The following is a 23448-nucleotide window of genomic DNA, read 5'->3' on the forward strand; positions in this document are numbered from 1 at the left end:
AGAAGGGGTTATTCTGGTCACCCCACAACGCGGAAGCCCGCTCATGTTCACGGTCGAATCCGCAGATGGAACGGAGATCGCGTGCGAACGAACCGGTGACGGCCAGCCGCTCGTGCTGGTCCACGGTGGGTCCGGGACGCACCACAGCTGGGACGCGCTGGTGCCCCTTCTCACCGAGGCGTTCACGGTCGTCGCTCCCGACCGCCGGGGACGGGGCGAGAGCGGTGACTCGGACGCGTACAGCCTCGACCGCGAGGTCGCGGACGTACGGGCGGTCGTCGAGGCGGTCGAGGGGGAGCCGATCCTGTTCGGGCACTCTTTCGGTGGACTGGTCTCGCTGGAAGTCGCCAGCGACGGCGGGCTCGCCGGTACCATTCTCTACGAGCCGGCCATTCTGGTTGGCGAGCATCGCGGTGACGACCTGGCCGCCCGGATGGACGCCCACCTCGACGAGGGCGAGCGCCGCGAGGCGATGGCAGCGTTCTTCCGAGATTCGGGGGAGGTCGATGATCCCGAACGGCTTCCGTTCTGGCCAGAGGGGGTGAACTTCCACCTCGCGGAGACGGTCGTGCGGGAGAATTACGCCGTCGAGGACTACCGGCTGGCCGACGACCTCACACTTCCACAGCGGACGCTTCTCCTGACGGGCGAACGCGGGCCGACACACCTGCGGGACGCGGTACGGGAACTGGACGACCGGCTGGCCGACGCCGAGGTGGCTGAGCTGGAGAGTGTGGGCCACACGGCGATCTTCTCGGACCCCGCGCAGGTCGCCACGGAAGTCAGGCGGTTCGCGGCGGCGGTGCGGTAGCGGAGGCGGTAGCGAAAGATGTCGAGCATCCGCGCGCCTGTGGCGCGCGGTTCTACGCGAGCGCGGCATCGCCGCGCTCGCGCCTTTTTCGCCCACGTTTTTGCAAGCGGGGGTGGCGGCTCGCCGCCACCCCCCGCAGTAAAAAGGTGGGTCGTAAGCGTTTAATTGCCCCTCTGACTACGCCTCAGTATGCCGGATTGTCCACTGGCCGACGACTGCCCCAGTTTTAGCGAACGAATCGAAGGCATGGGGTGCCAGCACTACGGGGACCGTGGCGGCGCGGAGTGGTGCAATCACTACAACCAGCCGATCCGCGACCTGAAAGAACAGCCGGTCCAGCCGGGCGAGGAAGTCGTCGTGACGGTCGAAGACATCCACGAGAGTGGGGCCGGCGTTGGCCGCACCGAGGACGGGTTCATCGTGATGGTCGACGGCGTTCTGCCGGAGGCCCGGTCTCGCGTACAGATCACGCGCGTCCACTCGAACCACGCCAAGGCCGAGGAGATCGAGCGGCTGCCACTGGAAGACGAGGACGAGGAGGCAGACGACGACGCGGAAGCGGCCGAGGTCGGCGACGAGGCCGAGACCGACGAGGTCGACGAGGACGAAGACGAAGACGAGGACGATCCACACCTCGGGAGCCGGGACAACTTCTGGGGCAGCTAGGGCGGTCCGCGGGGTCGTGACCGGCAGGACTGTGGACAATCCAGTCCGCCGGCGGTCGCAGTTCGGTGGCCGTTCGGACGGTGGGTTTTTCGCGGGGGCGGTGCTACGCTGTGCAACGGACGCGTGGGAGACACGAATGACTGACGACGAGATCGACGTCGACGGGATTCTCGACCGGGCGGGATTCGATTCCGCGGAGAACGTTCTGACGCGGCGACAGGCGGAAGTGCTGGCACTGCGCGAGCGCGGGCTGGCCCAGGCCGAAATCGCCGACCTGCTGGGTACGTCACGAGCGAACGTCTCCAGCGTCGAGTCCAGCGCTCGTGACAACGTCTCGAAGGCGCGCGAGACGATCGCGTTCGCGGAGACGCTGCGCGCGCCGGTCCGGATCACCGTCGAGCCGGGGACGGACCTCTACGACGTGCCGGCGCGGGTGTTCGCGGAGTGTGACGAGGTCGGTGTGAAGGTGAACCACACGGCCCCGGAACTGATGAAGCGGATCAGCGACGAGGCGGGCGACGCGGTGGTCGGGCGCAACGTCGAGCGGCGGCTGTTCGTCGGCGTCACCAGCGACGGGGCAGTGCGGGTGCGCCAGCGGCCCGAGGAGTGAGCCTTTTAGCCGTCGGCGCTCGTCGGCCCGGATATGGATCTCGAACTCGACGGGAACGCGGTACTGTGCACGGCAGCCAGCAGCGGCCTCGGGCTGGCCAGCGCCGAGGCGTTCGCCCGCGAGGGCGCGGACGTGGCGATCTGTGGCCGCTCGGCCGACCGACTCGACGAGGCCGAGGCCGACCTGCAGGAACTCGGCGACGGCGACGTGCTGGCCGTCGAGGCCGACATCACCGAGGCCGACGACATCGAGCGCTTCGTCGCCGAGACGGTCGACGCGTTCGGCGGGCTGGATCACGTCGTCACGAGCGCAGGCGGCCCGCCGAGCGGCCCCTTCCTCGACATGGACGACGAGGACTTCTACTCGGCGTACGACCTGCTGGTGATGAGCGTCGTGCGGACCACTCGCGAGGCCTATCCGCACTTGCAGGACAGCGACGCCGGGACCGTGGTCAACATCACCTCCCGGTCGGTCCAGGAGGTCATCGACGGCCTGGTCCTCTCGAACTCGGTCCGCCGGGCGGTGATCGGGCTGATGAAGACCCAGGCTCGGGAGTTCGCGCCCGACGTGCGGGTCAACGCGGTCCTGCCGGGGGCCCACGAGACCAGTCGGATCGAAGAGCTGATCGAGCAGAACATCGACCGCGGCGAGTACGACGATTACGACGAGGGGCTGGACGACTGGTCGGACGGCATTCCCCTCGAACGGATCGGCGACCCCGAGGAGCTGGGCGAGACGGTGGCGTGGCTCTCCAGCGAGGCGGCGAGTTACGTCACCGGCGCGGCGGTGCCGGTCGACGGCGGGAGTCTGCGGAGTTAATACCGGTCTTCCTCGCGCAACTGCGCAACAACCTCGCGGACTTCCTGTGCGCGGTCTTTTGGGATCACCAGCGTTCGGTCACCGTAGCTGGCGATCACCAGGTCTGAGACGCCGACGGCACTGACGTGGCCGTCGGTGGCGACGACGTTGTCGGTGGCGTCGGAACGTAGCGCGTCACCCAGCACCACGTTGCCCGCCTCGTCGGCCTCGAAGAGGCGTTCGACGGCGTCCCACGACCCGAGGTCGTCCCACTCGAAACTCGCGGGGACGACGTAGGCCTTGTCGGTGCGTTCGAGGACGGCGTAGTCGACGCTGACGGGATCGACGGCCGCGAAGCCCCGCTCGGGGTCGCCGTCGTCCATGGCCTCGACGAGCGGGCCCAGCGGGGACTGGCGGGCCTCGCCGAGGAAGGCGTTGGGCGTCCACGCGAAGATGCCAGCGTTCCAGTAGTAGCCCTGATCGACGTACTGCTCGGCGGTGTCGCGGTCGGGCTTCTCTGTGAAGGAGGCGACGGTGTGGTAGCCGTCTCGTCTTTCCCCTGGTTCGATGTACCCGTAGCCCGACGCGGGGCGGGTGGGTTCGACGCCGACGGTGACGAGGCCGCCGGTGCTGTCGGCGACCTCGGCGGCGGTGCGGGCGGTGCCGGCGAAGTCGCCGTCGATTCGGTGGTCGCTGGGCAGGGTGACCATGACGGCCTCGCTCAGCTGGTCGCGGATGCGGTGGGCCGCGTACACCATGGCTGGGCCCGTGTCTCGCGGTTCGGGCTCGGTGAGGACGGCGGCCTGGGGCGCGTGCTCCCGGACGGACTCGGCGAACTCCGGGCGGGTGAGGACGTACACCTCGTCGGCGAAGCCGGCGCGGTCGACGGTGGCCGAGAGCAACGACTGCTCGTGGCCGAACGACTGGAACTGCTTGGGCCGGTGGCTCCGGCTGGCGGGGTAGAGCCGCGTGCCGGTGCCGCCGGCGAGGACGACGGCGACGAGCGGACGGTCCATACCGGCGTGACGGCCGCTCGGGGGAAAAAGCCTACCAGGTCTCGACGATGCCCTCGCGCACGTCCTCGACACAGCCCCGGCAGTCGCGGTGGTCGGGGTCGAAACACTCCGGGCGGCCGTCCTCGTCGAGCGTGACGGCGCGTCTCTCGGCGTAGCGGCGACAGACGAGCTTCGCGCGGCCCCGGTCGTCCTGCGGGAGGTCGGCCAGCGCGGCCCGCTTGGCGTCGCTGTAGGCGCGTCTGGCCTCGGCGAACTGGTCGCCGGCCGACCGGAGGTTCTCGACGAACCGACTGAGTCGCCCGTCATCGTCCATACTCGAAGTTGGCGGGCCGGCTACTAAGGGACGGCGTTCGGGCTACCAGCCCGCGGTGCCGACGAGACTGCTCAGGTAGATGCCGCCGAACAGCGTCGCGTTGTAGAGGCCGTGGACCAGCGCCGGGACGGTGAAGTTGTCCGTAATCTCGTAGACTGCACCGAAGATCAGGCTCGGGACGGTGAGGATGCTGATCGTGACCAGCGCCGCCTGTGGGGTGGCACCCACGAAGGAGACGACGTGGATCGGCGCGAACATCAGCGTGGCCAGCACGATGGCGGCCGCAGGGCCGAACTCCTCGCGGAACCGACCCTGGATGACCCCGCGGAAGAGGAACTCCTCGCCGGGGCCGTTGAGCAGGAACACGAAGGGCAACAGGTAGGGGACGAACTCGGGATTCTCGGTGACGACCTGTCCGGCCTGGTTCTCCGCGGCCGTCGTGCCGGTGATCTGGATGATGACACCGGCGATGCTGACGAGGACGAGCGCTCCGATCCACCCGGCGACGATCACGCCGATCTGGCCGAGACTCGGGACGGTGGTCGGCACGAACTCCCGAACGCGCCGTCCACGGTACCGGAGGTAGGCGTAGCCGGCGACGGGAAAGCCCACGCCCTGGACGGCGATCAGGTTCAAGATCAGGAGACTCTGACTCGACAGTTCGAGTCCGAGACCAAAGATGAGAACGGCCATGAGGGTGAACAGCACGGCCAGGCCGAGAACGATGCCGCCGATCGTGAGGCCCAGACCCGCCGTGAGCAGCCCGAGGCGTCGCCAGGGCAGCGCCGTCGATACGTCCATACCGAGTGTTCGTGTGACCGACCAAAATACCGGCGAGTTCTCATCGCCTGCCCGACGGTTTTGCTCGGGCGAGCGAACCGCCCGGCTCGCGGGCAAGGCCCGCTCGCATTTCGAGACTCTCCGTTCGGTCGAGTCTCGCGGCCCTCGTCAATCGTCCTCGGTGGTTACGTCGGCGGGCGACGGGTCACGACCATCGGGTGTGGTCCCAGTCCAGTCGAACCGCCGCTGGAAGTACAGCGCGACGTTGACTAGCGCGAGCAGGACGGGGACTTCGATCAGCGGGCCGACGACGGTCGTGAAGGCGACCCCGGAACCGACGCCGAACACCGCGACCGCGACGGCGATGGCCAGCTCGAAGTTGTTCGAGGCGGCCGTGAAACCGATGGCCGTCGTCGTCGAGTAGTCCGCGCCGATGCCCTTGCCCATGCCGAAGCTGACGAGGAACATCACGACGAAGTAGATCGTCAGCGGGACGGCGATGAGCAACACGTCACCGGGCGCGGCGACGATGTTCTCGCCCTGCGTCGCGAACATCACGATCACCGTAAAGAGGAGCGCGACCAGCGTCAGGGGATCGATCTTCGGGACGAACTGTTCGTCGTACCACCGCTCGCCCTTCCACCGGGTCCCGGCGTAGCGGGTGAGGAAGCCGCCGGCGAAGGGGATGCCGAGGAAGATCACGATGGCCTCGAACACCTGCATCGGCGTCACGTCGAAGGTCTGGATGCCGGCGACCAGCGCGTCCATGCCCAACAGCGGCGGCAGGAACAGGCCGAAAAACCAGACGTAGACCCCGTAGGTGAGGATCTGGAAGAGGCTGTTGAACGCGACGAGGCCGGTGACGTACTCGGTCGAGCCCTCGGCCAGTTCGTTCCAGACCAACACCATGGCAATACAGCGAGCCATGCCGATGAACACGAGCCCGAGGAAGTACTCCGGCCGCGCGGGCAGGCCGGGGACGAGGCCGCTGAAGAACACGACCGCGAGCCCGAACATCAGCGTCGGGCCGATGAGCCAGTTCTGGACGAGGCTCAGACTCAGCACGCGCCAGTTGCTGAAGACCGCGCGCAACTGGGAGTAGTCGGCCTTGGCCAGCGGCGGGTACATCATCGCGATCAGCCCGATCTCCACGAGATGGAAGTCCTGGATCGGACTCGTTACCTCGGGCGCGACGAAGCCCAGACCGACCCCGGCGGCCATCGCGCCGAAGATCCAGACGGTGAGGTACTTGTCGAGAAAGTCCATCGACCGCGGGTCGCCACAGCTCTCACACTCACAGTCCGGGCCGTGGTCGTGGGCGGCGTTACTCATCGGCAGCCACCTCCGTCGCACCGTCCCGTTCGACCACTCGTTCGATCTCGTCGAAGAGGTCACCGACGCGGCTCTCGATCTCGTCACGGATCTCGCGCACGTCGTCGAGGTCCTGTCCGTCCGGATCGTCGAGTGCCCAGTCGCGGACGTCCGGCCCGTCCGCGTCCAGTTCGAGCGTCGAACAGCCCATCGTCGCGACGTAGTCACAGGCGTGCAACTCCTCGGTGCCGATCTCGCGGGGCTCCCGGCCCGAGAGGTCGAATCCGGCCTCGTCCATGATCTCGATCACTTCGTCGTGGACTTCCTCGGCTGGGTGGGTGCCGCCGGTCAGAATCTCGACCTCGTCTTCGAGTCCGCGCTCCTCGCGTTCCCGTTCGGCGAAGGCCGTCGACATCTGGGACCGGCCGGCGTTCTGGACGCAGACGAAGGCGACGCGGACGGTCATCGCTCACCCCGCGTGTCGTCCAGCGCGGCGAGCAGTGCCTCGGCCCGCTCGGTCGCCTCGTAGTAGCGCCAGGTGCCGTCCTTCCGCCGGGTCACGAGCCCGGCCTCCCGGAGGTCCGAGAGCGCGTGACTGATCGCGCTGTCGCTCACGTCGACGACGGGGTCGATCTCACAGACACAGAGTTCCCGCCCGGCCGCCGTCAGCAGCCGCACGATCTCGTAGCGCGTGTCGTCGCCCAGCGTCTTCAGCGCGTTCAGATCGCCCGTGTAGTCGTCGCCGGCCACGGACGACCGATACTCCCTGAGCGTGTCCAGCCGTTCCTCCACGTCGGCGGCACAGCACTCCCCCGACTCCTCGGTGATGAGCCGCTCGATCCGCTCGGTCTCGCTCACACTTGCATATCTGAGCAACTGTTCATATAGACTTGTCGGATCGCGGGGCGGGCCGTCGCGACAGCCGCCCGGTCGTCACGCCATACGGCTCCTGTCTCTCGGTTACACTTTCACTCCGGGTGGGGCGAGCCTTTATGACCGAAGGCGACCAACCGTCGAATGCCTCCCATTGAAAACGACGCGGAGGCAGTGAGAGCAATGACAGATTTGCGTACCCAGGCGGAAGAGATACACGAGCAGTTTTCAGATCAGCTGGAGATCGACGTGGACGACGTCCACGAGCGACTGGAGACGCTGGTCGACGAGTACAAGGTGCCCCTCGACGAGGCGCGGCGCAGCGTCACGAGCACGTACCTCGACGAAGCGGGCATGGACCGCGAGGAGCTGTCGGGCGGCGGCGGCAACGAGCAGGTCCAGGTCAGCGACGTGGACGCGGCCGAACAGTGGGTCGACCTGACGGCGAAGGTCGTCGAACTGTGGGAGCCAAACAGCGACGCGGTGGCACAGGTCGGCCTGCTCGGCGACGAGACGGGCACGATCAAGTTCACGAAGTGGTCGAAGTCGGACCTGCAGGAACTCGAAGAGGGGGAGGTCTACCACCTGCGGAACGTCGTGACCGACGAGTACCAGGGTCGGTTCTCGGTCAAACTGAACCGGACGACGGTGATCGAGGACGCCGAGGAAGACATCGAGGTCGGCGACGACGACACGACCGTGGAGGGCGCGCTGGTGGACATCCAGAGCGGCTCGGGGCTCATCAAGCGCTGTCCCGAGGAGGACTGTACGCGCGTGCTCCAGAACGGCCGCTGTTCGGAACACGGCGAGGCCGAAGGCGAGTTCGACCTCCGGATCAAGGGGGTGCTCGACGACGGCGAGGACGTCCACGAGGTGATCTTCGACAAGGAAGCCACGGAGGACTTCACGGGGATCACGCTCGAAGAGGCCAAAGAGATGGCCATGGACGCGCTGGACACCACCGTCGTGGCCGACAAGATGCGCAAGGAGACGCTGGGTCGGTACTACCGGGTGACGGGGCCGACCTTCAGCCGGTACGTCCTGGCCGACGAGGTCGAGGAGCTGGACGGGCCGGTCGATGCCGAAGAGACGCTCATCAAAGCGAGGTCGATCTAACATGGCAGCAGTCCCATCCCGCGAGGTCGCACGGCGCGTGTTCGCCCGCGAGTTCAACGACGCGAGCTACACGTTCAAGGAATCGGACGACGAACGCGCGCCGGTCTACCTGTTGCTCCCGACGGGCGAGCGGGCCAATCGGATCTTCCTGGTCGGCACGCTCACCGAGACCGAGGACGTGGGCGAGGACAGCGAGTACTGGCAGGGTCGGGTCGTCGATCCCAACGGTAACACGTTCTTCATGTACGCCGGGCAGTACCAGCCCGACGCCGCCTCGATGCTCCGGGAACTCGAACCGCCGGCGTACGTCTCGGTCGTCGGCAAACCCCGGACCTACGAGACCGACGACGGCGAGGTGAACGTCTCGGTTCGGCCCGAATCGATCACTACCGTGGGCGAGGCCACCCGCGACCGCTGGGTCGTCGAGACCGCCGAGCGAACGATCGAGCGGATCCAGGAGTACCAGGCCGCCGACGGGGAAGACGGCGCGGCCGTCGACGAGTACGTCTCGATGGCCCGCGAGGAGTACGACCTGCCGGTCGAGAACTACCGGCGGGCCGCCACCGAGGCCCTGGAGAGTCTCGAAGCGGACGACGAGCAGGTCGAAGCCTCTCCCTGACACGACCGGGCCGCGCTCGACTTTCTTTCACCCGCCACGGTGACGTGCGAGCGTCTGACAAACCTTCAAGTAGGAGTAGTGACGAGTTGGGCATACGATGGGCAACAAGAACAAGACGATCTCCTTTCGCGTGAGCCAGGAGAAGTTCGAGACGCTCCGCGAGATCGCCGAGGAGCGGGATCTCTCGCTCTCGGCCGTCTTCCGCGACTACGTGGACCTGCTCGTTGCCCACGACGGCCAGGTCGAGGTCGTCCCGGAACACGAGATCACGGAGAGTACAGACACGAGCGACGGGACGAGCTTCCCGCCGAAAGTCGAAGTGCCAAAGAGTTTCGTCCGCGAACACGAGCGGCTGGAACTGGAGGCCGAACACCTCCGCGAGCAACTGGAGGAACACAAACGCTACGTGACGAAGCTCCGGCAGGAACTCGACGCCCACGAGGACGGTGAAGAGGTCATCCAACTCGAAGATTTAGACGGCGAGGAGGAAGAAGACGACGAACCGTCCTATCGGATCGGCAGTAGCTTCGACGAGTCGCTCTGACCCGGCTGTCTCGGTTCTATCACTCGATATTTCCTGTGCCGGTCGAGAACAGTTGTTCCATGAGCCGTTGCTGGGCGAGTCTGAGGTGGCGGTTGATGGTGGGCTGTGCGACACCTAGCATCGCGGCGAGCTCCTCGCCCGTCGTCTCGCGGGGCTGTTCGAAAAAGCCCGCGAGGTAGGCGGTTTCGAGCACTTCGCGCTGGCGGTCGGTGAGTGTCTCGAACAGCGTCGTGACGAGTTCCCGCCTGGTGTGGGTGCTGCGCTCGACGTGTCGCCGGGCGACGAGTTCGACGCTGGGGTGGTCCTCCTGGAGCATCTCGACGAACTCGCGCACGTCGGTGCCGGTCGGGAGGTCGACGACCACGTCCATGCCGGTGTGGTCGGCGGTGATGGACTGGGGGCGGCCGCCGTGGCTGACGAGTTTCGCGGCGACCAGCGGGGCGGCGGTCGTCACCTCGAACAGGGAGCCGTCGGCGTCGCTGATCAGGCGACTGTCGGTCACGGAGACGAGGCCGTCCAGCACGTCGCGGACGGCGTCGGGGTCGGCGTCACGCGCGACGAAAAAGACCCGGTCGTCGTCGTCGGGGACGCTGGCCAGTCCCTCGTACTCGACGCGGCAGTCGGCCTCGCGGGCGATGCGGGCCAGCAGGTCGTCGGCGTCCTCGAACCGGAGGTCGAGTTCGAGCAGGGTCTCGGCGTGGAGCGCCTGGCGGGTCTTGGCGGCGGTGATCGAGTTGGCGATGGTCTCGCCGAGTTCGGCGAACACGGAGCGTTCGAGGTCGCCGAATGCACCGGGTTCGGTGGCGTAAACCCCGAGGACGCCGTAGGAGTACTCGTCGAAGACGAGGGGGACGGCGATCGCCGAGTGGAAGTCGTGAGCGAGTGCGGGCTTGCGCCATCCCTCCCGTCGGAGGTCGTCGACGACGTTCTCGACGACGACGGGGGAGTCGGTCCGGGCGGCCTGCCAGGCCGGTTCCGGGGTGGCCGCACTGCCGTCGGCGGCGATGGCATCGAGGTAGCTCTCGCCCTCGCCGGCCCACTGGCGGGCGGTGACGGACTCGCCGTCCGGAGCGAGTGTGCCGATCCAGGCGAAGCCGATGGTGTCGTCGGCGACCAGTCGCTCACAGACCGCACGCTCGATCTCTTCGTGGGTGTGCGTGCCGATCAGCGACTGGTCGATCGAGCGGATGATCTCGGTGATCTGGATCTGTCGGCGGAGACGCTCGTTTTGCGCTTTGAGTTCGGCGTCACGTTCTCGGAGCGTCGCCTCGCTGTCCAGTCGGTCCAGCGCGGCCTCGGTGGTCGCCACGAGCGTCTCGACGAGCTGGCGAGTGGTGCCGTCGATCCGTCCGTCCCGCGAGAGGGCGACGAACACGCCGTGGTCGCCGATGGGGACGAGGACGCCGTTCCGGACGCCGTCGTCGAACAGCCCCGTGTCGTCGGTCGCCTCACCGTCCTCGACCACGGTCCGGGTCTCGGTGACGAAGGTGTCCCAGACGAGCGAATCGTCGTCGCCGACGGTGACCGCGGGCGGCCCGTCGTAGAGGTCGGTGAATGACTCGGTGCACGCGACCGGTTCGAGCGTGTTCGTCTCGTCGTCGAGCAGGTAGATGCCGACGGTGTGCGTGTCGACGACCTCGGTCGCAACGTCGAGGACCAGTTCGGTCACGTCGCTCTCGGTTTCGGTTCCTAGCAGGCGGCGGGCCGCGTCGTGGAGCGACTGCAGGGCCAGCTCGCGCTCCTTCCGGTCGGTGACGTCCATGATGACGCCCTCGAGCGCCTGGAGGTCGCCGTCGTCGAACACACCGCGGCCCTGTTCCCAGAGCCAGCGGCGCTCGCCGTCGGCGTCCTCGATCCGGTAGGTGACCTGGAAGGGGTCCCGGCGGTCGATGGCGCGCTGGACTTCGGCCCAGATTTCGTCGTTGTCGTCGTCGATGACCTCTTCGGCCCAGTTTACGTCGCTGTCCTCGATCGCCTCGGGCTCGTAGCCGGTCACGGCGCGACACCCCTCGCTGACGAACTCGAAGGGCCAGTCCGGTTCGTTCGCACAGCGATAGACCATGCCGGGGATGTTGCCGATCAGCGTCGAGAGTTCCCGTTCCCGTTCGCGGAGCTGTGCTTCGCGCGCTTCGCGCTCGCTAACGTCCCGGCCGATGCCGGCGATGGCAGGTTCGCCGTCGGGGGTCTGTACCTGCGTCGCCACGAACTCGTAGGGGAGTCGTTCCCCGTCGCTGGTCAGGAGGTCCGCTTCGAAGCGAGTGCGCCCGGTTTCGGCCACTTCGTCGACTGCCGTCTCGATCTCGCTCCGGTCGCTCTCGGCGAAGAAGTCGGTGGCGTGCATCGAGGCGATCGCCGCGTCGTCGTAGCCGGTCACGTCCACCAGGCTCTCGTTCCACCGATCGAGGGTGCCGTCCCGGTCGAGCGCGTAGAACACGTCGTCGATGGCGTCGAGGATGTCGTCCGTGAACTCTTTGTAGCGTTCGAGTTCTCGCTCTTTGGCCTTGCGCTCGGAGATGTCCCGGCTGATTCCGATGGTGCCGACGATCTCACCGTTCTCGTCGCGGAACGGATACTTGTTGTCGAGGAAGACGGCTTTCTCGCCGTCGATACGCCGGATCCGCTCGACGACGATGGACTCGCCGGTTTCGAGGATCTCCCGGTCGTCCTCGCGGATCGAGGCCGCACTCTCCTCGTCGAACAGATCGTGGTCGGTCTTGCCGACGATCTCGTCCCGGTCGAGGCCGAAGAAGTCGGCGCTGGCCTCGTTGGCGAACTGGTAGTTGCCCTCGCGGTCTTTGATGTATATGGGGTCGATCGTGTTCTCGACGATGGCCTTGAGCTGGCGCTCGCGTGCTCTGCGCTCTGTCACGTCGCGTGCGACCGCGACGACACCCTCGAATTCACCGTCGACGGTCAGGCGTGTCATCCGGTACTCGACGACTGCGTGCCCGGCGTTCGGATACGCCGACTCGTACTCCCCGCGAATCTCCGCTCTCTGCCCGTCGACCAGTTCCTGGTATGGGTCGCCGTCGGCGTCCGCTCGGACCTGCTCGACGAGGTGGCTCTGCCTGCCCTCGAGGTCCTCGGGGGTCGTCCCGTAGAAGTTCGCGAGCGCCTGGTTGGCGACTTCGAACCGCCCGTCCGCGTCGTAGATACAGGCTGAGTCCCGCATCGCGTTCACCATGCTCCGGTACCGTTCGAGGGTTCGCTCGTGTTCTTTGCGCTCGGTCACGTCACGGGCCGAGACGACCAGCGACACCACCTCGCCGTCCTCGGTGACGGGTCGAATCGTCCCTTCCCTGCTGAACCGCTCGCCGTTCGCGTCGGTGAGGTCAGCCCCGTACCCGACGTACTCGCCGCTGGCCGCCCGTTCGATCTTTCTCCGGATCATCGACTGTGCCTCCTCGTCCCCCGCCCACCACGGCGTCTCCCAGAAGGGAACGCCAGCCACGGCGTCCGCGTCCGCGTCGATGTAGGACATCGCGGTGTCGTTGCTCCGCCGGTGGGTCCCGTCGGGATCCAGCAGTCCGACGAGCATCTCCGGGTCCTGAAAGACGGCCTCGAACCGGCGCTTGTCACGTGGGACCGCTGGCACTTCGCGGTCGGTGGCTGTCTCTGGGTCGTCAGCGGCTGCCAGTGCCGTCGCCAGTTCGTCGAGTTCGGTCGCGAGTTCGCCGACGCTGTCGTCACGGTCGGTCGGCAGGTCGAGGTCGTAGTTGCCGGCTTCGAGCCGTCGCACCTGTTCGATCAGGCGGTCGATGACGCCATCGGCGTCGTGATCGACCGCGAGCCCCACGAACAGTACCGGGACGATACCCTCACCGGCGGCTCTCCCGGCGAGCCATCGGAGCCACGCCCCGCCGGAGACCGCCAGCCACACACTCCCGACGGCCACGAGTATGACCGCCAGGACCCAGTGCCATCCTCGTCCCGGTCGCCCCCAGCCGACCGGATGACAGCGAACGCGAGCGCACACCCGTTCCTCTACGGACAGCAGGTTGAAAAATCTACACGATCGTTGAACGAAATCGACACGGAACCGCCGAGAAGTGGCAACCGGTGCAGCACACTCCCGTGCAGGTGCCGACCGAACCCGACGAACCCGCCGCAATCGACAGCCCAGCGCCGACGGATCGGCCGACGGAACGGCCGTCGACACGGTGGGGCTATACACATAGCGTCCGGATCGGACCGGTGGCTCGGCATATGTTGGAGAGACGGATGGTGACGGGTCCCCTTCGAGCGTGTATGGGAGCGCACTCTCGACCGAAGACGGCCGAGCGGTTCAGCACGCGGGTGATCGAGGCAATCGCGGACGTACGTGGTGTCGACCCGACCGAACTCGACGTTCCGCTGTACTGGGAGATCGACCTCGAAGCACTGGACCGGCTCTGTGGCGGCGACACCGACGACATCGCAGTCACCTTCACCTACGACGGCACGACGGTGACGGTCCACGGCGACGGTCGTATCGAGGTCGGCGGCGCGGTCTACGAGGCCTGATACCATGTACGACGACTTCCGACAGCGGATGGGCGATATCTACGAGGAGTACGAACTCGGATCGGTCACGGTCGCTATGATCTCGGACAGCGAGAACGAACACGCCTGGATCCAATCGAACGTCACCCGGCCGGTCGAACCATGAGCCGGCACTGGCACGACGGGACGGCGGCGGGACCGGCACCGGACCAGCTTCCGGGCCCGGGTTTGACTGCCTCGTCCGCGCCGATCAGGGTCCTTTACGCCGACGACAACGCGGAGTTCGCCTCGCTGGTCGACGCGACACTCGGGGCCGAGGAGGGGCTCGACGTGGTCACGGTCGGCTCTGTCGAGGCGGCACTCGAACACCTCGACAGCGTCGACTGCGTCGTCAGCAACCTCGACGGCTCGACCCCGGACGGTGACGACCTGCTCGCGGCCGTCCGGGACCGGGACGAGACGCTCCCGTTCGTCCTCTTTACGGTCAAATCGCTCCGTGACGTGCCCGGGACCACGTTCGACGGGCTCTGGACTGACTATCTCGAAAAGAACGGCCTCCGGTCGCTGGAACTGCTCGACCAGCGCGTCCGCCGACTCGTGGCTCACCAGACCACCAGGATCACGGCCCAGCGGGGGCTGGCAGCGGCCCAGGCCGCAGGGGAGGGAATCGCCATCGTCGACCCGGACGGCATCGTCGAGTTCGTCAACACCGTCTATGCCACACGGCTCGGCTACGAGCCCGGCGAGATCGAGGGGCGGCCGTGGCAGGACTGTTATACCGACGCCGAGGCCGACCGGATCGCCTCGTCGGTCCTACCGGCCGTCGCCGACGACTGGCGCTGGACCGGCGAGTGCGTCGCCCGCCGGAACGACGGCGACACGGTCGCCGTGCAGGCCCGCATCGTTCGCCTGGAAGACGCGAGCCTCGTGATCGTTCACGACGGCGACGCAGCACAGTCCTGAACCGACCCCGTTATACCGTCCGCTGGGCGAGTACTACACACCGATGTCTGACGAACAGCCGTCCGTTCCGGTCTTCTGTGACGACTGCGGGACCACGACGCGAGTGCCGCTGGACGACGTGGGCGAGGCCATCGAGCGCCACAACGACCAGCTCCACGACGGCGAGGAGATCGCACAGGTCGACCCCGACATCGCCGATCACCTCGCCGACCTGGTGGTCGACGACCTCGGACTGCTCGACGAGGAGTAGCTACCGAACCAGATCCTGTCGGAGTCGCCGCGCCCGGTCGGCCATCTCGGGGGCGTCGTCCACGTCGGCCAGCGCCTCGACGGCCTCTAGCGTCCGGACGGAGTCGTCGAGAAAGGAGAGGATGTCGCCCGGATAGGCATAGAGCATATAATCGTCACCCATCACGTCGACGATGGCGTCGGGCCCCAGTCCCTGGGCACGCAACTCCAGCAGGTAGTCGACGAACTTCTCCTCGGGGTGGCCACAGTGGGGGTTGGCCTCACAGTCACAGTCCAGGAAGTCCTCCGCGAACTCCAGTACCCGGTCGCGGGTGGCGTCGTCGAGTTTGGCCAGCCCGTCGCCCTGATAGAGGATGTCCAGCGTCGCCCCGGAGAAGGCCCCCTTCGGGATGGAGGTCTCTAGCTGGGAGGCGATCTGCCGGTGGTTCTTCACGTAGATCTTGTCCGTGATGGCCACGCGTACCCCTTCGTTGACGGCTGACGCGCAAAAGTGTCTCGGACCGCCCCTACGTCGTCGTCCAGCCGCCGTCCACGGTCAGCACGCTCCCGGTACAGTAGGCCGAGGCCTCGCTGGCGAGAAAGAGCGCGACGCCTTTCAGGTCCTCGGGCTCGCCCAGCCGGCCCATGATGGTCTCCTCTTCCATCTGCTCGTGGAGGTGGTCCATGCCCGAGTCCTTGCGGAAGGCACCGCCGCCGATACCGGTGTGGACCCAGCCCGGCGCGATGGCGTTGACCCGGATACCTTGCGGGCCCAGATCGGCGGCGGCCTGTTTCGTCAGCTGGGCGACCCCGCCCTTCGAGGCGACGTAGGCCGCGACGCCGGGGAAGTCAGAGGCGATCTGGCTGAGAACCGACGCCGTGGTGACGATGCGGCCGCCCTCCTCCATCACCGCGGCGGCCTCCCGGATCGTGTAGAACACGCCGTCTAAGTTCACGTCCATCACCTGGTGCCACTGGTCGATGTCGTAGTCGTCGACGGTCGCACCGAGCCGGCCGATGCCGGCGTTGGCGAAGGTCACGTCCAGCCCGCCGAACTCCTCGACGGTCTCCTCGACCATCGCGACGACCTGGTCGTGGTCGGACACGTCCGCCGGAATCGCCAGCGTCTCGGCGTCGACCTCCTCTGCGACGGTCTCGACGCCCTCGACGTCCTTGTCGGCCAGCGCCAGCCGTGCCCCCGCGTCGGCACAGGCTTCCGAGATCGCCTTCCCGATGCCCGACGCCGCGCCCGTCACGAGGACCACCTCGTCGTCGAGTCGGAATTTGTCGAGTGCGTTCATCGCTGGGGCTCCCCGAAGCGGGTGACGTACTCGAGTTCTTCGGGCACGATCTCGTCGTCGTCGAAGGCACCCTTGGCGATCGAGCGCATATGTGCCTCGTCGGCCCCGTCGACGATGCGGAACGCGCGGACGTTCTCGTAGAAGTCCGCCAGCGGGAGGTCCTTGCCGATGCCGTTGCCGCCACACACCTGGACGCAGGTGTCGACGATGTCCTGCACCGTTCGGGCGGCGAACACCTTCGACATCGAGACCTCGGTGTCGGCTTGGCTCTCCTCCTGGATGGTCCGGGCGGCGTGGCGCACCATCGTCCGGGCGGCGTGGAGCCGCATCTCGGCGTCGGCGATGTCGAACCGGAGCGCCTGCTTCTGGCTCAGTTTGTCGCCGTAGGCCGAGCGTTCGTCCATGTACGCCTTGGCGATGTCCAGCGACCGGTCGGCCATCCCCATGAAGCGCATACAGTGGGTGAGCCGCGCTTTGCCCAGGCGTTGCTGGGCGATGGCCAGACCGCCGTCTTTCGGGCCGAGCATCTGGTCGTCGTGAACGCGCACGCCGTCGTAGACGATCTCGGCGTGGCCCATCCCGGACTCACCCATGTGTGGGATGTCACGCACGTACTCGACGCCGTCGGCGTCGGCGTCCACGATGAACGCCGAGGTCCCGACGTAGGGGTGGGCGTCCTCGTTGGTCCGGGCGACGACGATCAGGAAGTCGGGCTGGCTGTGCCCGAAACTCGTCCACCACTTGTGGCCGTCGATGACCCACTCGTCGCCGTCCTTCTCGGCGGTCGTCTTGATCTGCTTGGCGTCGGAGCCGGCCCCGTCCATCGGCTCGGTCATCGAGAACCCCGAGGACACTTCGCCGTCGACCAGCGGCCGGAGATACCCCTCCTTCTGTGCTTCGGTGCCCGCCTGTTCGAGGATCTCCATGTTGCCCTCGTCGGGCGCGGCGACGTGCATCGCCCCCATCGCGAAGATCGACCGCCCGGCCTGCTCGAAGACGGGGAGCAGGTCCGAAAACGCCATGCCGAGGCCGCCGTACTCCTCGGGGATCTGCGGGCCGAACACGTCCCGCTCGCGGGCGATCTCCCGCAGGTCCTCCATCAGTTCGTGCCCCTCTTCCTGGCGGTCGGCGTCGCTCGCCGCGTCGCGCTGGCCCAGTAGCTCCCGCTCTCTAGGTAGGACTTCCTCGTCGACGAACGCGCGTGCCCGCTCGGCAACCTCGCGCGCTCGTTCGGAATCCTGGTACGTGAGATCCATGCCCTACCAGTGTGAAACAGCGGGGTTAGTTGCACTGCCGCCCTAACGAGGCTGTTTTAACCCCCTCGGATAGTGGCAGTGGGATGACAACGCATTTACTGCAGACCACGCTACGCCGTGGCAATGCCAGACGAAGCCGATCTCGTCGATCGCGACCGCCTGCGGGCTTTCCTCGCGGAGCGACTGGGCGAGACCGATACCTTCGATGTCGAACGACACGATCAGGGCTTTTCCAACGAGACGCTGTTCGTCACCTGGGGCGACCGTGAACTGGTCATCCGTCGCCCGCCGCCGGGCGAGACCGCCGACACCGCCCACGACGTGCTCCGGGAGTACGAGGTCGTCCACGCCCTGCAGGACACCGACGTGCCCGTCCCGACGACCGTCGCCGAGAGCGAGGACACCGACGTGATGGGCTGTCCGTTCTACGTCATGGAGCGACTGGACGGCGATGTCATGCGGTTCGTCGAACTCGACCGCTTTTCCGACGCCGACTCGCGCCGACAGGTCGGCGAGGAGATGGTCGACACGCTCGCGGCCATTCACACCGTCGACGTCGAAACTGTGGGCCTCGGCGACTTCGGCACCCCCGAGGGCTTCGCCCAGCGGCAGGTCGACCGCTGGACCGAGCAGTTCGAGTGGGCCTTCGAGGAAACAACCGACGAGCGGGAAGTCACCGAGATCCACCGCATCGGCGACTGGCTCGACGACAACGTCCCCGAGGAGTCCGCCCACGCACTGGTCCACGGTGATTACAAACTCGACAACGTGATCTTCACGCCGGGCTCGCCGCCCGAGATCGGCGGCGTCCTCGACTGGGAGATGTCGACGCTGGGCGACCCGCTCTGTGATCTGGGGTGGCTCCTCTTTTTCTGGCCCGATCCCGAAGACGACCTCTCGCCGCTGATGCAGACGATGGCTCCCTCTTTCACCGCCGACGAGGACTACCTCACCCGCGGCGAACTGGTGGAACGCTACGAGGACCAGACCGGCGTCACCGTCGAGAACCAGCGGTTCTACCGCGTCCTCGCGGTGTACAAGATGGCCGCGCTGGGCGAGATGTTCTTCGCCCGCTACCTGATGGGGAACTCCGACAACACCCTCTACCAGATGATGGAGGACGGCGTCCCGACGATGGCCGACCACGCTGTCGAGATCATCGACGGCGAACGCCCCCTGTAGATGACTGTCCACACCGTCGACCGCCTGGAGGACGTGCCAGAGCCCGCGTCCGACGGCGTCTTCGTCGTCGTCGACGTGATAATCTCCTCGACCAGCATCGTCCGCCTGCTCGAAGCGGGTGCCAGCTACGTCCGGCCCTTCGCCGAGGCCGACGAGGCCCGTGAATTCGCGATCGACACCGACGACGCCGTCCTCGTCGGCGAGCAGGGCGGTCAGCCCGTCGACGGCTTCGACTGCTCGCCGCTACCCTCGTTGATCGCCGAGCGGGACTTCGAGGACCGCCCGGTAGGCATCCTCACCTCCAACGGGACCCGCGCCGTCCACCGTATCGGCCCCGACGCCGAAATCCTGATCGGCAGCACCGTCAACGCCGCCGCCGTGGCCGACCATCTGCGCGAACGCGACGGCGACGTGTGGCTGGTCGCCGCCGGCCGGCAGGGCGACCGCACGCCCGAAGACTCCGCGGGCGTCGAGTTGATCCGTCGCCACTACGCCGACGAGGCGGCCGAGTTCACGCCCGACGACCTCGCCAGGCAGGTCCGCGAGAGCGGCACCGCCGAGTGGCTGCAAGACCTGGGCTTCGAGAACGAGGTCGAGGACCTCTGTACGTTCGACGAAAGCGCCGTGGTGCCGCGGTTGCGGGAGGGTCGGTTCGTCCACGAGTGACGGGCCGGGTACGACTGGCGAGTGCCCTGTCACACCGTTGCAGGGCGTTCCGGGAGTCGTAACGTATTTCAGGTGTAGGTAGCCTACCTTGACGTGCGTGTCCGGGCTGGGGTACTGGTATCCTGTATCCCTGTGGCGGATACGAAGTGGGTTCGATTCCCACGCCCGGACCTATAAAACATTTTACAAATAACAAGCCAGCGAGACCCATCTCCAGTTTCACTTTCACCACGGGCGGCTCGGAATGAAGAGCTGGGCGTGTGTAACAACAGGCCATGCCGGAAGAAGAATGCCCGACGTGCGGAGAGGGGTTCGACAGTCGTCGCGGACTCTCTGTCCATCACAGCCACGCACACGACGAGAAGTTACCGAACCGGAGGTGTGCGGAGTGTGGGATGGATTTCCATTGTAAACACGAGAAGAGATACTGTTCCGAGGACTGCCGGGATGCGGCCGTTTCCTACGAGGGCGAGGACAACCCGAACTACGACGGTGGGAAGACCGAAGCCGAGTGCAAAATCTGTGGCACGTCCTTCGAATACTATCCCTCGGAGAAGGAAGGACTGTACTGTCCTGAGTGTGTCGAGAACGCTGACTGGCGGGAGCCGCCGGAGATCAGTGGGTCGGACCATTACCGCTGGTCCGGTGGCAAGCGGGAACTCGACTGCGAACAGTGTGGCGAAACGGTCGAGCGCAACTCTTGGAACATCAACGGCGAAGCGACCTTCTGCAGCGACGAGTGCCAGTACAAGTGGCTCTCCGAGGCGTTCACCGGCGAGGGTCACCCCAACTGGGAAGGCGGCGACACGGGCAACTACGGGAAAGGCTGGAACCGCGTGCGAAAGCAGGCACTGGAGCGGGACGGCTACGAGTGCACGCACTGCGGGAAGTCCAAGGAAGAGATCGGCCGAAATCCCGACGTGCATCACATCGTTCCGGTGCGAGTGTTCGCGGGGGCCGAGGAGTACGAGAAGGAAGACGCCCACTTCCTGGACAACGTCGTGTCGCTGTGTGTCGACTGCCACCGGAAGGCGGACTTCGGCGCGATTCCGAAGGAACGGCTCCGGTCGTCCGTCTCGACGGGGCAGGAAACGTGTGGATCCTCGGGCGGGATCGATCGAGAACGAGGTCCACGTCCGCTCGAAAAAGAGCCGCCGGCCGCGGAGTGACTACGGCGAGGTGCCGTTGCCCGGGAGCGTCGGCGTCGTGTCGGGCTGATCGCCGAAGCCGCCGGTGCCGGTGCCGGGGCCGGTCGCAGCGTCCGCCGGTTCCGGCACACCGGGCTGTTTGTCGCCGGTGACGAGGAAGCTCGCGATGTTGCTCACGAAGGCGTCGTTGTCGGCGACGGTCGCGCTGTCGGGTGCGAGGAACTCGGTGTTCCCGATGGCGACGACGCTGTCGGTCCGGACGGCGACGGGGTAGGTGCCGTCGCGGCGGGTCGCGGACGACTGGGCGTCGCTCTGGACGATCGGCGTCGCGTCGGCGTCGGTCGTCAGCGCGGTCGCGTCGTCGAAGACCAGTCGATCGGCGCCGGCAGTGAGGGCATCGTCGCCGGACGGATCGGCGTAGATGCGCTGGTAGTTGTTGGCGTTGTTCTCCATGTCGAAGAGGTAGCCAGCGCCGAAGGAGATGCCGAAGTTGGCGGCGAGATTGGTCGGCTGGCCGGGCGTGGTCGCGGTGCCGCTCCCGGTGCCGATCGGGATGTTGACCGGGATCGACTGGGTGGACGCGGACGGCGGGACCGGGTCGGCCAGCAACAGCACGCGGCCGCCGGCGTCGGCGAATGACTCGATGCCGTTGATCTCGCCGCTGGTGTAGGCGCTGGCGGGGTTGGCGACGACGAAGGCGTCGGCGGACCGGAGCGTCGCGTTGAGGCCGGATCCGCCACTGGAGAGGCCGCCGGTGCCGCCCCCGAAGCCGCTGTCGGTGCCGCCGGAGTAGAACCGCACGTCGTGCCCGCTCTCGATCAGGGCGTCGACCAGCGGTTCCATGTCGCTCTCGCCGACCGCGTTGCCGTGGCTCTGGTCGATCACGACGGTTTTGGTCTCGTCGCTCTGGGGCGGTTCGACGGTGCCGCTGTCGTCGACGGCGGTCGGGAGCAGTCCGGAGTCGTAGGCCGGGGCCTCCGTGTCGCCGGACGGGGACGCACCCGAGAGCAGCGTTCCGGTGGCGGCAGTCGCTCCGACCACCACTATCACGACGATTGCGAACACACCGATTCCTTTCAGGAGGTTAGTTCGCGCCATCGGCGCTCACCTCCGTTACGTTCCCGTCGCCGGGGGTATCCAGCTGTCCGTGAAGCATGAGGTACTGTGTCGTCTCGACGGTGAGGCCGTCGCCGCCCGTTGGGCCGGAGCTGTTCAGTCCGATCGAACTCAGTGCGCTGGGAGTGGGGGACTCCTTCCGGACGGTCCGGTAGTCGTCGAGACCGGCGTCGTCGGCCGCAGCGTCGACAGCGGCGTCGAGCCCGCCGATCTGATCGGCGAGTCCGAGTTCGACGCCACGGGTGCCGGAGTACACTTTCGCGTAGGACAACTCGCTCGCCGAGAGGTTGAGTTCGTCCTCGCGTTCGGCGACGACGCTGTCGACGAACGCACTGCGGAGTGCCTCGACGCGCTGGCGCGCTTCGGCCTCGGTCGCGCCGGTCGCCTTGTCGGGGCCGGTCGTGATCTGGTTGTCCGGTGCGCCGCCCGGGGGAACGACCGCCCGGACGCCGACGCTGCCGACGGTGCTGGCCGGCGTCACGTAGATCTCGTCGGCGGGGGCGCTCATATAGTACGCTCCCGAGGCCGCCATCCCGGTGACGGCGACTTTCACGGGCATCTGCTCGCTGGTCCGTTTGACCGCGAGATAGAGCTGTTCGCTGACCGAGGCCAGCCCGCCGCCGCTGTTGATGTCGAGGACGACGGCCTGTACGGAGTCGTTCTGGCGTGCCTCGCGAAGGTCCTCGATGGCCGCCGTGGCGGTGTCGCCGTTGATGGTGCCGTGCATCTCGACGACGGCGACGGTCCCGTCGGGCTCGGTCGACGCGCCCCAGGCGTACGGGACGAGTGCGGCACCGACGACGAGGCCGACGACGCCGAACACGACGACTGGACCGCCGAGTCGGTCGAGGAGGCCAGGCTCACGGTTCATGCCGTCGCACCTCCCGGAGTCGCATCGGCGTCGGTCGCGGGAACGCCCAGCGAGACGTTCTCGAAGCGGATCGTCTCGTTCACCCGCTGGCCGTCCTCGGTCCAGGTCGACTCGATCCGGCGGGGGACGACCTGCTTCGCGTCGACCCAGACGCGGCGCTCCGGCTGGGTCGCGGCGCCGTCGTCCGGCGGGGTGATCGAGAAGACCGCCGTCGAGCGACCGTCGAGTCGCTCGGTCCCCTCGAAGACGACCTCGTTTTCGCGCACGAGGTCGGCGGCGACCGTTCCGAGGCGCGCGCTGGCCTCGGCATCGGTGCGGGCCTCACCGGCGAACAGCTTCGCCGATGGGTTCTCGATCACGGCGACATCGCCGGCTTTCGGGCCCGTTTCGTAGGCGATCCGGAGCGAGTCACCCTTGTCGAAGGTGACGGTGGCCCGCGTGGTTTCGGTCTCGCTGCCGACCGTGACCCGCTGGATCATCGTCGCCTGGAATCCGTCCAATCGTTCGTATCTCGATTCGACCTGTTCGGCGACGACCGACGGATCGTCGACTTCCGTCCCGGGTGCCCCGAGACAGCCGGCCGTCACGAACACGAGACCGACGACGCCGAGTAACGCGCGCCGGTGTCTGCTCCGCAGTGGTGGTGTCATGTTTCGCCCCTATCTACACACAGGACGTACATGGCCTTCTCGCGTAGTTTCTGAGACAGCACACTGGCCACAAGCTTTATACCCTGGGCTGGCTGGGATCTCGGCCTCGGTATCGATCACGGACGGCT

At 66.9% G+C, this 23448-nt stretch carries 27 protein-coding genes; 14 read left to right on the forward strand and 13 right to left on the reverse strand.

Annotation, left to right across the window (positions count from 1 at the left end):
• The first annotated feature begins 43 nt into the window (after positions 1-43).
• From BMX17_RS06030 to BMX17_RS06045, 4 genes are all read left to right on the forward strand, one after another.
• Positions 44-811, forward strand: coding sequence for an alpha/beta fold hydrolase (locus BMX17_RS06030; RefSeq protein WP_092658582.1), 768 nt, complete (start codon positions 44-46; stop codon positions 809-811).
• A gap of 189 nt (positions 812-1000) precedes the next feature.
• Complete coding sequence (locus BMX17_RS06035) at positions 1001-1477, forward strand: TRAM domain-containing protein (protein WP_092658583.1); 477 nt, start codon at positions 1001-1003, stop codon at positions 1475-1477.
• A 136-nt stretch (positions 1478-1613) separates the two neighbouring features.
• A complete protein-coding gene (locus BMX17_RS06040; RefSeq protein ID WP_092658584.1) occupies positions 1614-2087 on the forward strand; it encodes a Tfx family DNA-binding protein in 474 nt (157 codons plus the stop codon).
• A 33-nt stretch (positions 2088-2120) separates the two neighbouring features.
• Positions 2121-2906 carry an SDR family oxidoreductase gene (locus tag BMX17_RS06045; protein ID WP_092658585.1) on the forward strand — a complete coding sequence of 262 codons (786 nt, stop codon included), beginning with the start codon at positions 2121-2123 and terminating at the stop codon, positions 2904-2906.
• On the opposite strand, the gene BMX17_RS06050 is transcribed toward BMX17_RS06045, so the two are convergent.
• The 6 genes from BMX17_RS06050 to BMX17_RS06075 form a co-directional block, all read right to left on the reverse strand.
• Complete coding sequence (locus BMX17_RS06050; protein WP_092658586.1) at positions 2903-3901, reverse strand: mannose-1-phosphate guanylyltransferase; 999 nt, start codon at positions 3899-3901, stop codon at positions 2903-2905. The genes BMX17_RS06045 and BMX17_RS06050 overlap by 4 nt on opposite strands.
• 31 nt (positions 3902-3932) lie before the next feature.
• Positions 3933-4214: a DUF7091 family protein gene (locus BMX17_RS06055; protein ID WP_092658587.1), complete on the reverse strand. Its 282-nt coding sequence runs from the start codon at positions 4212-4214 to the stop codon at positions 3933-3935.
• 42 nt (positions 4215-4256) lie between these two features.
• Entirely contained in the window at positions 4257-5015 is a 759-nt protein-coding gene (locus BMX17_RS06060; RefSeq protein ID WP_092658588.1) for a CPBP family intramembrane glutamic endopeptidase, read from the reverse strand.
• A gap of 147 nt (positions 5016-5162) precedes the next feature.
• A complete protein-coding gene (arsB, locus tag BMX17_RS06065) occupies positions 5163-6326 on the reverse strand; it encodes an ACR3 family arsenite efflux transporter (protein ID WP_092658589.1) in 1164 nt (387 codons plus the stop codon).
• On the reverse strand, positions 6319-6771 hold the full coding sequence (locus tag BMX17_RS06070; RefSeq protein WP_092658590.1) for an arsenate-mycothiol transferase ArsC: 453 nt from the start codon (positions 6769-6771) through the stop codon (positions 6319-6321). The genes arsB and BMX17_RS06070 overlap by 8 nt, the downstream gene beginning before the upstream one ends.
• Complete coding sequence (locus tag BMX17_RS06075) at positions 6768-7163, reverse strand: ArsR/SmtB family transcription factor (protein WP_092658591.1); 396 nt, start codon at positions 7161-7163, stop codon at positions 6768-6770. The genes BMX17_RS06070 and BMX17_RS06075 overlap by 4 nt, the downstream gene beginning before the upstream one ends.
• 198 nt (positions 7164-7361) lie before the next feature.
• On the opposite strand from BMX17_RS06075, the gene BMX17_RS06080 reads away from it, so the two are divergent.
• The 3 genes from BMX17_RS06080 to BMX17_RS06090 all read left to right on the forward strand — a co-directional run bounded on the left by BMX17_RS06080 (position 7362) and on the right by BMX17_RS06090 (position 9457).
• A complete protein-coding gene (locus tag BMX17_RS06080) occupies positions 7362-8294 on the forward strand; it encodes a replication factor A (protein WP_092658592.1) in 933 nt (310 codons plus the stop codon).
• 1 nt (position 8295) lies between these two features.
• A complete protein-coding gene (locus BMX17_RS06085; protein WP_092658593.1) occupies positions 8296-8913 on the forward strand; it encodes an RPA family protein in 618 nt (205 codons plus the stop codon).
• A 97-nt stretch (positions 8914-9010) separates the two neighbouring features.
• On the forward strand, positions 9011-9457 hold the full coding sequence (locus BMX17_RS06090) for a DUF8146 domain-containing protein (RefSeq protein WP_092658594.1): 447 nt from the start codon (positions 9011-9013) through the stop codon (positions 9455-9457).
• 19 nt (positions 9458-9476) lie between these two features.
• Here the strand turns inward: BMX17_RS06090 and BMX17_RS06095 are convergent, their stop codons facing one another.
• Positions 9477-13352 (reverse strand): PAS domain-containing protein, encoded by a 3876-nt coding sequence (locus BMX17_RS06095; protein ID WP_092658595.1) that lies wholly within the window; start codon positions 13350-13352, stop codon positions 9477-9479.
• A 353-nt stretch (positions 13353-13705) separates the two neighbouring features.
• Between BMX17_RS06095 and BMX17_RS06100 the strand changes: the two genes are divergently transcribed.
• The 4 genes from BMX17_RS06100 to BMX17_RS06110 are packed head-to-tail and all read left to right on the forward strand — an operon-like array spanning position 13706 to position 15152.
• Positions 13706-13960, forward strand: a complete 255-nt coding sequence (locus tag BMX17_RS06100; protein ID WP_092658596.1) for a HalOD1 output domain-containing protein — start codon at positions 13706-13708, stop codon at positions 13958-13960.
• 4 nt (positions 13961-13964) lie between these two features.
• Complete coding sequence (locus BMX17_RS25960; protein WP_170845340.1) at positions 13965-14105, forward strand: hypothetical protein; 141 nt, start codon at positions 13965-13967, stop codon at positions 14103-14105.
• Positions 14102-14902, forward strand: coding sequence for a PAS domain-containing protein (locus BMX17_RS06105; protein WP_092658597.1), 801 nt, complete (start codon positions 14102-14104; stop codon positions 14900-14902). The genes BMX17_RS25960 and BMX17_RS06105 overlap by 4 nt, the downstream gene beginning before the upstream one ends.
• 43 nt (positions 14903-14945) lie before the next feature.
• Entirely contained in the window at positions 14946-15152 is a 207-nt protein-coding gene (locus tag BMX17_RS06110) for a DUF8149 family protein (protein ID WP_092658598.1), read from the forward strand.
• On the opposite strand, the gene BMX17_RS06115 is transcribed toward BMX17_RS06110, so the two are convergent.
• The 3 genes from BMX17_RS06115 to BMX17_RS06125 are packed head-to-tail and all read right to left on the reverse strand — an operon-like array spanning position 15153 to position 17687.
• Positions 15153-15608, reverse strand: a complete 456-nt coding sequence (locus BMX17_RS06115; RefSeq protein WP_092658599.1) for a DUF5814 domain-containing protein — start codon at positions 15606-15608, stop codon at positions 15153-15155.
• Between the two features lie 49 nt (positions 15609-15657).
• Complete coding sequence (locus BMX17_RS06120; protein WP_092658600.1) at positions 15658-16431, reverse strand: SDR family NAD(P)-dependent oxidoreductase; 774 nt, start codon at positions 16429-16431, stop codon at positions 15658-15660.
• Positions 16428-17687, reverse strand: a complete 1260-nt coding sequence (locus BMX17_RS06125; RefSeq protein ID WP_092658601.1) for an acyl-CoA dehydrogenase family protein — start codon at positions 17685-17687, stop codon at positions 16428-16430. Before BMX17_RS06125 ends, BMX17_RS06120 begins: the two co-directional genes overlap by 4 nt.
• Positions 17688-17810: 123 nt before the next feature.
• Here BMX17_RS06125 and BMX17_RS06130 point away from each other — a divergent pair, with 123 nt between their 5' ends.
• The 3 genes from BMX17_RS06130 (at position 17811) to BMX17_RS06140 (ending at position 20704) form a co-directional block, all read left to right on the forward strand.
• Complete coding sequence (locus tag BMX17_RS06130) at positions 17811-18869, forward strand: phosphotransferase family protein (RefSeq protein WP_092658602.1); 1059 nt, start codon at positions 17811-17813, stop codon at positions 18867-18869.
• The gene (locus BMX17_RS06135; RefSeq protein WP_092658603.1) at positions 18870-19535 is read left to right on the forward strand and encodes a 2-phosphosulfolactate phosphatase; all 666 of its coding nucleotides are present in this window, start codon (positions 18870-18872) and stop codon (positions 19533-19535) included.
• Positions 19536-19930: 395 nt separating this feature from the next.
• Positions 19931-20704: an HNH endonuclease gene (locus BMX17_RS06140; protein WP_342027687.1), complete on the forward strand. Its 774-nt coding sequence runs from the start codon at positions 19931-19933 to the stop codon at positions 20702-20704.
• On the opposite strand, the gene BMX17_RS06145 is transcribed toward BMX17_RS06140, so the two are convergent.
• Genes BMX17_RS06145 through BMX17_RS06155 form a run of 3 tightly spaced genes read right to left on the reverse strand, consistent with a single transcriptional unit; the run spans position 20705 to position 23320 of the window.
• Positions 20705-21781 (reverse strand): motility-associated ABC transporter substrate-binding family protein, encoded by a 1077-nt coding sequence (locus BMX17_RS06145; RefSeq protein ID WP_092658605.1) that lies wholly within the window; start codon positions 21779-21781, stop codon positions 20705-20707.
• Positions 21768-22670, reverse strand: coding sequence for a S49 family peptidase (locus BMX17_RS06150; protein WP_092658606.1), 903 nt, complete (start codon positions 22668-22670; stop codon positions 21768-21770). Before BMX17_RS06150 ends, BMX17_RS06145 begins: the two co-directional genes overlap by 14 nt.
• Positions 22667-23320, reverse strand: a complete 654-nt coding sequence (locus BMX17_RS06155) for a LolA family protein (protein ID WP_092658607.1) — start codon at positions 23318-23320, stop codon at positions 22667-22669. The genes BMX17_RS06150 and BMX17_RS06155 overlap by 4 nt, the downstream gene beginning before the upstream one ends.
• Positions 23321-23448: the final 128 nt, after the last annotated feature.

Source organism: Halorientalis persicus (assembly GCF_900110215.1).
GTDB classification, from domain to species: Archaea; Halobacteriota; Halobacteria; order Halobacteriales; family Haloarculaceae; genus Halorientalis; species Halorientalis persica.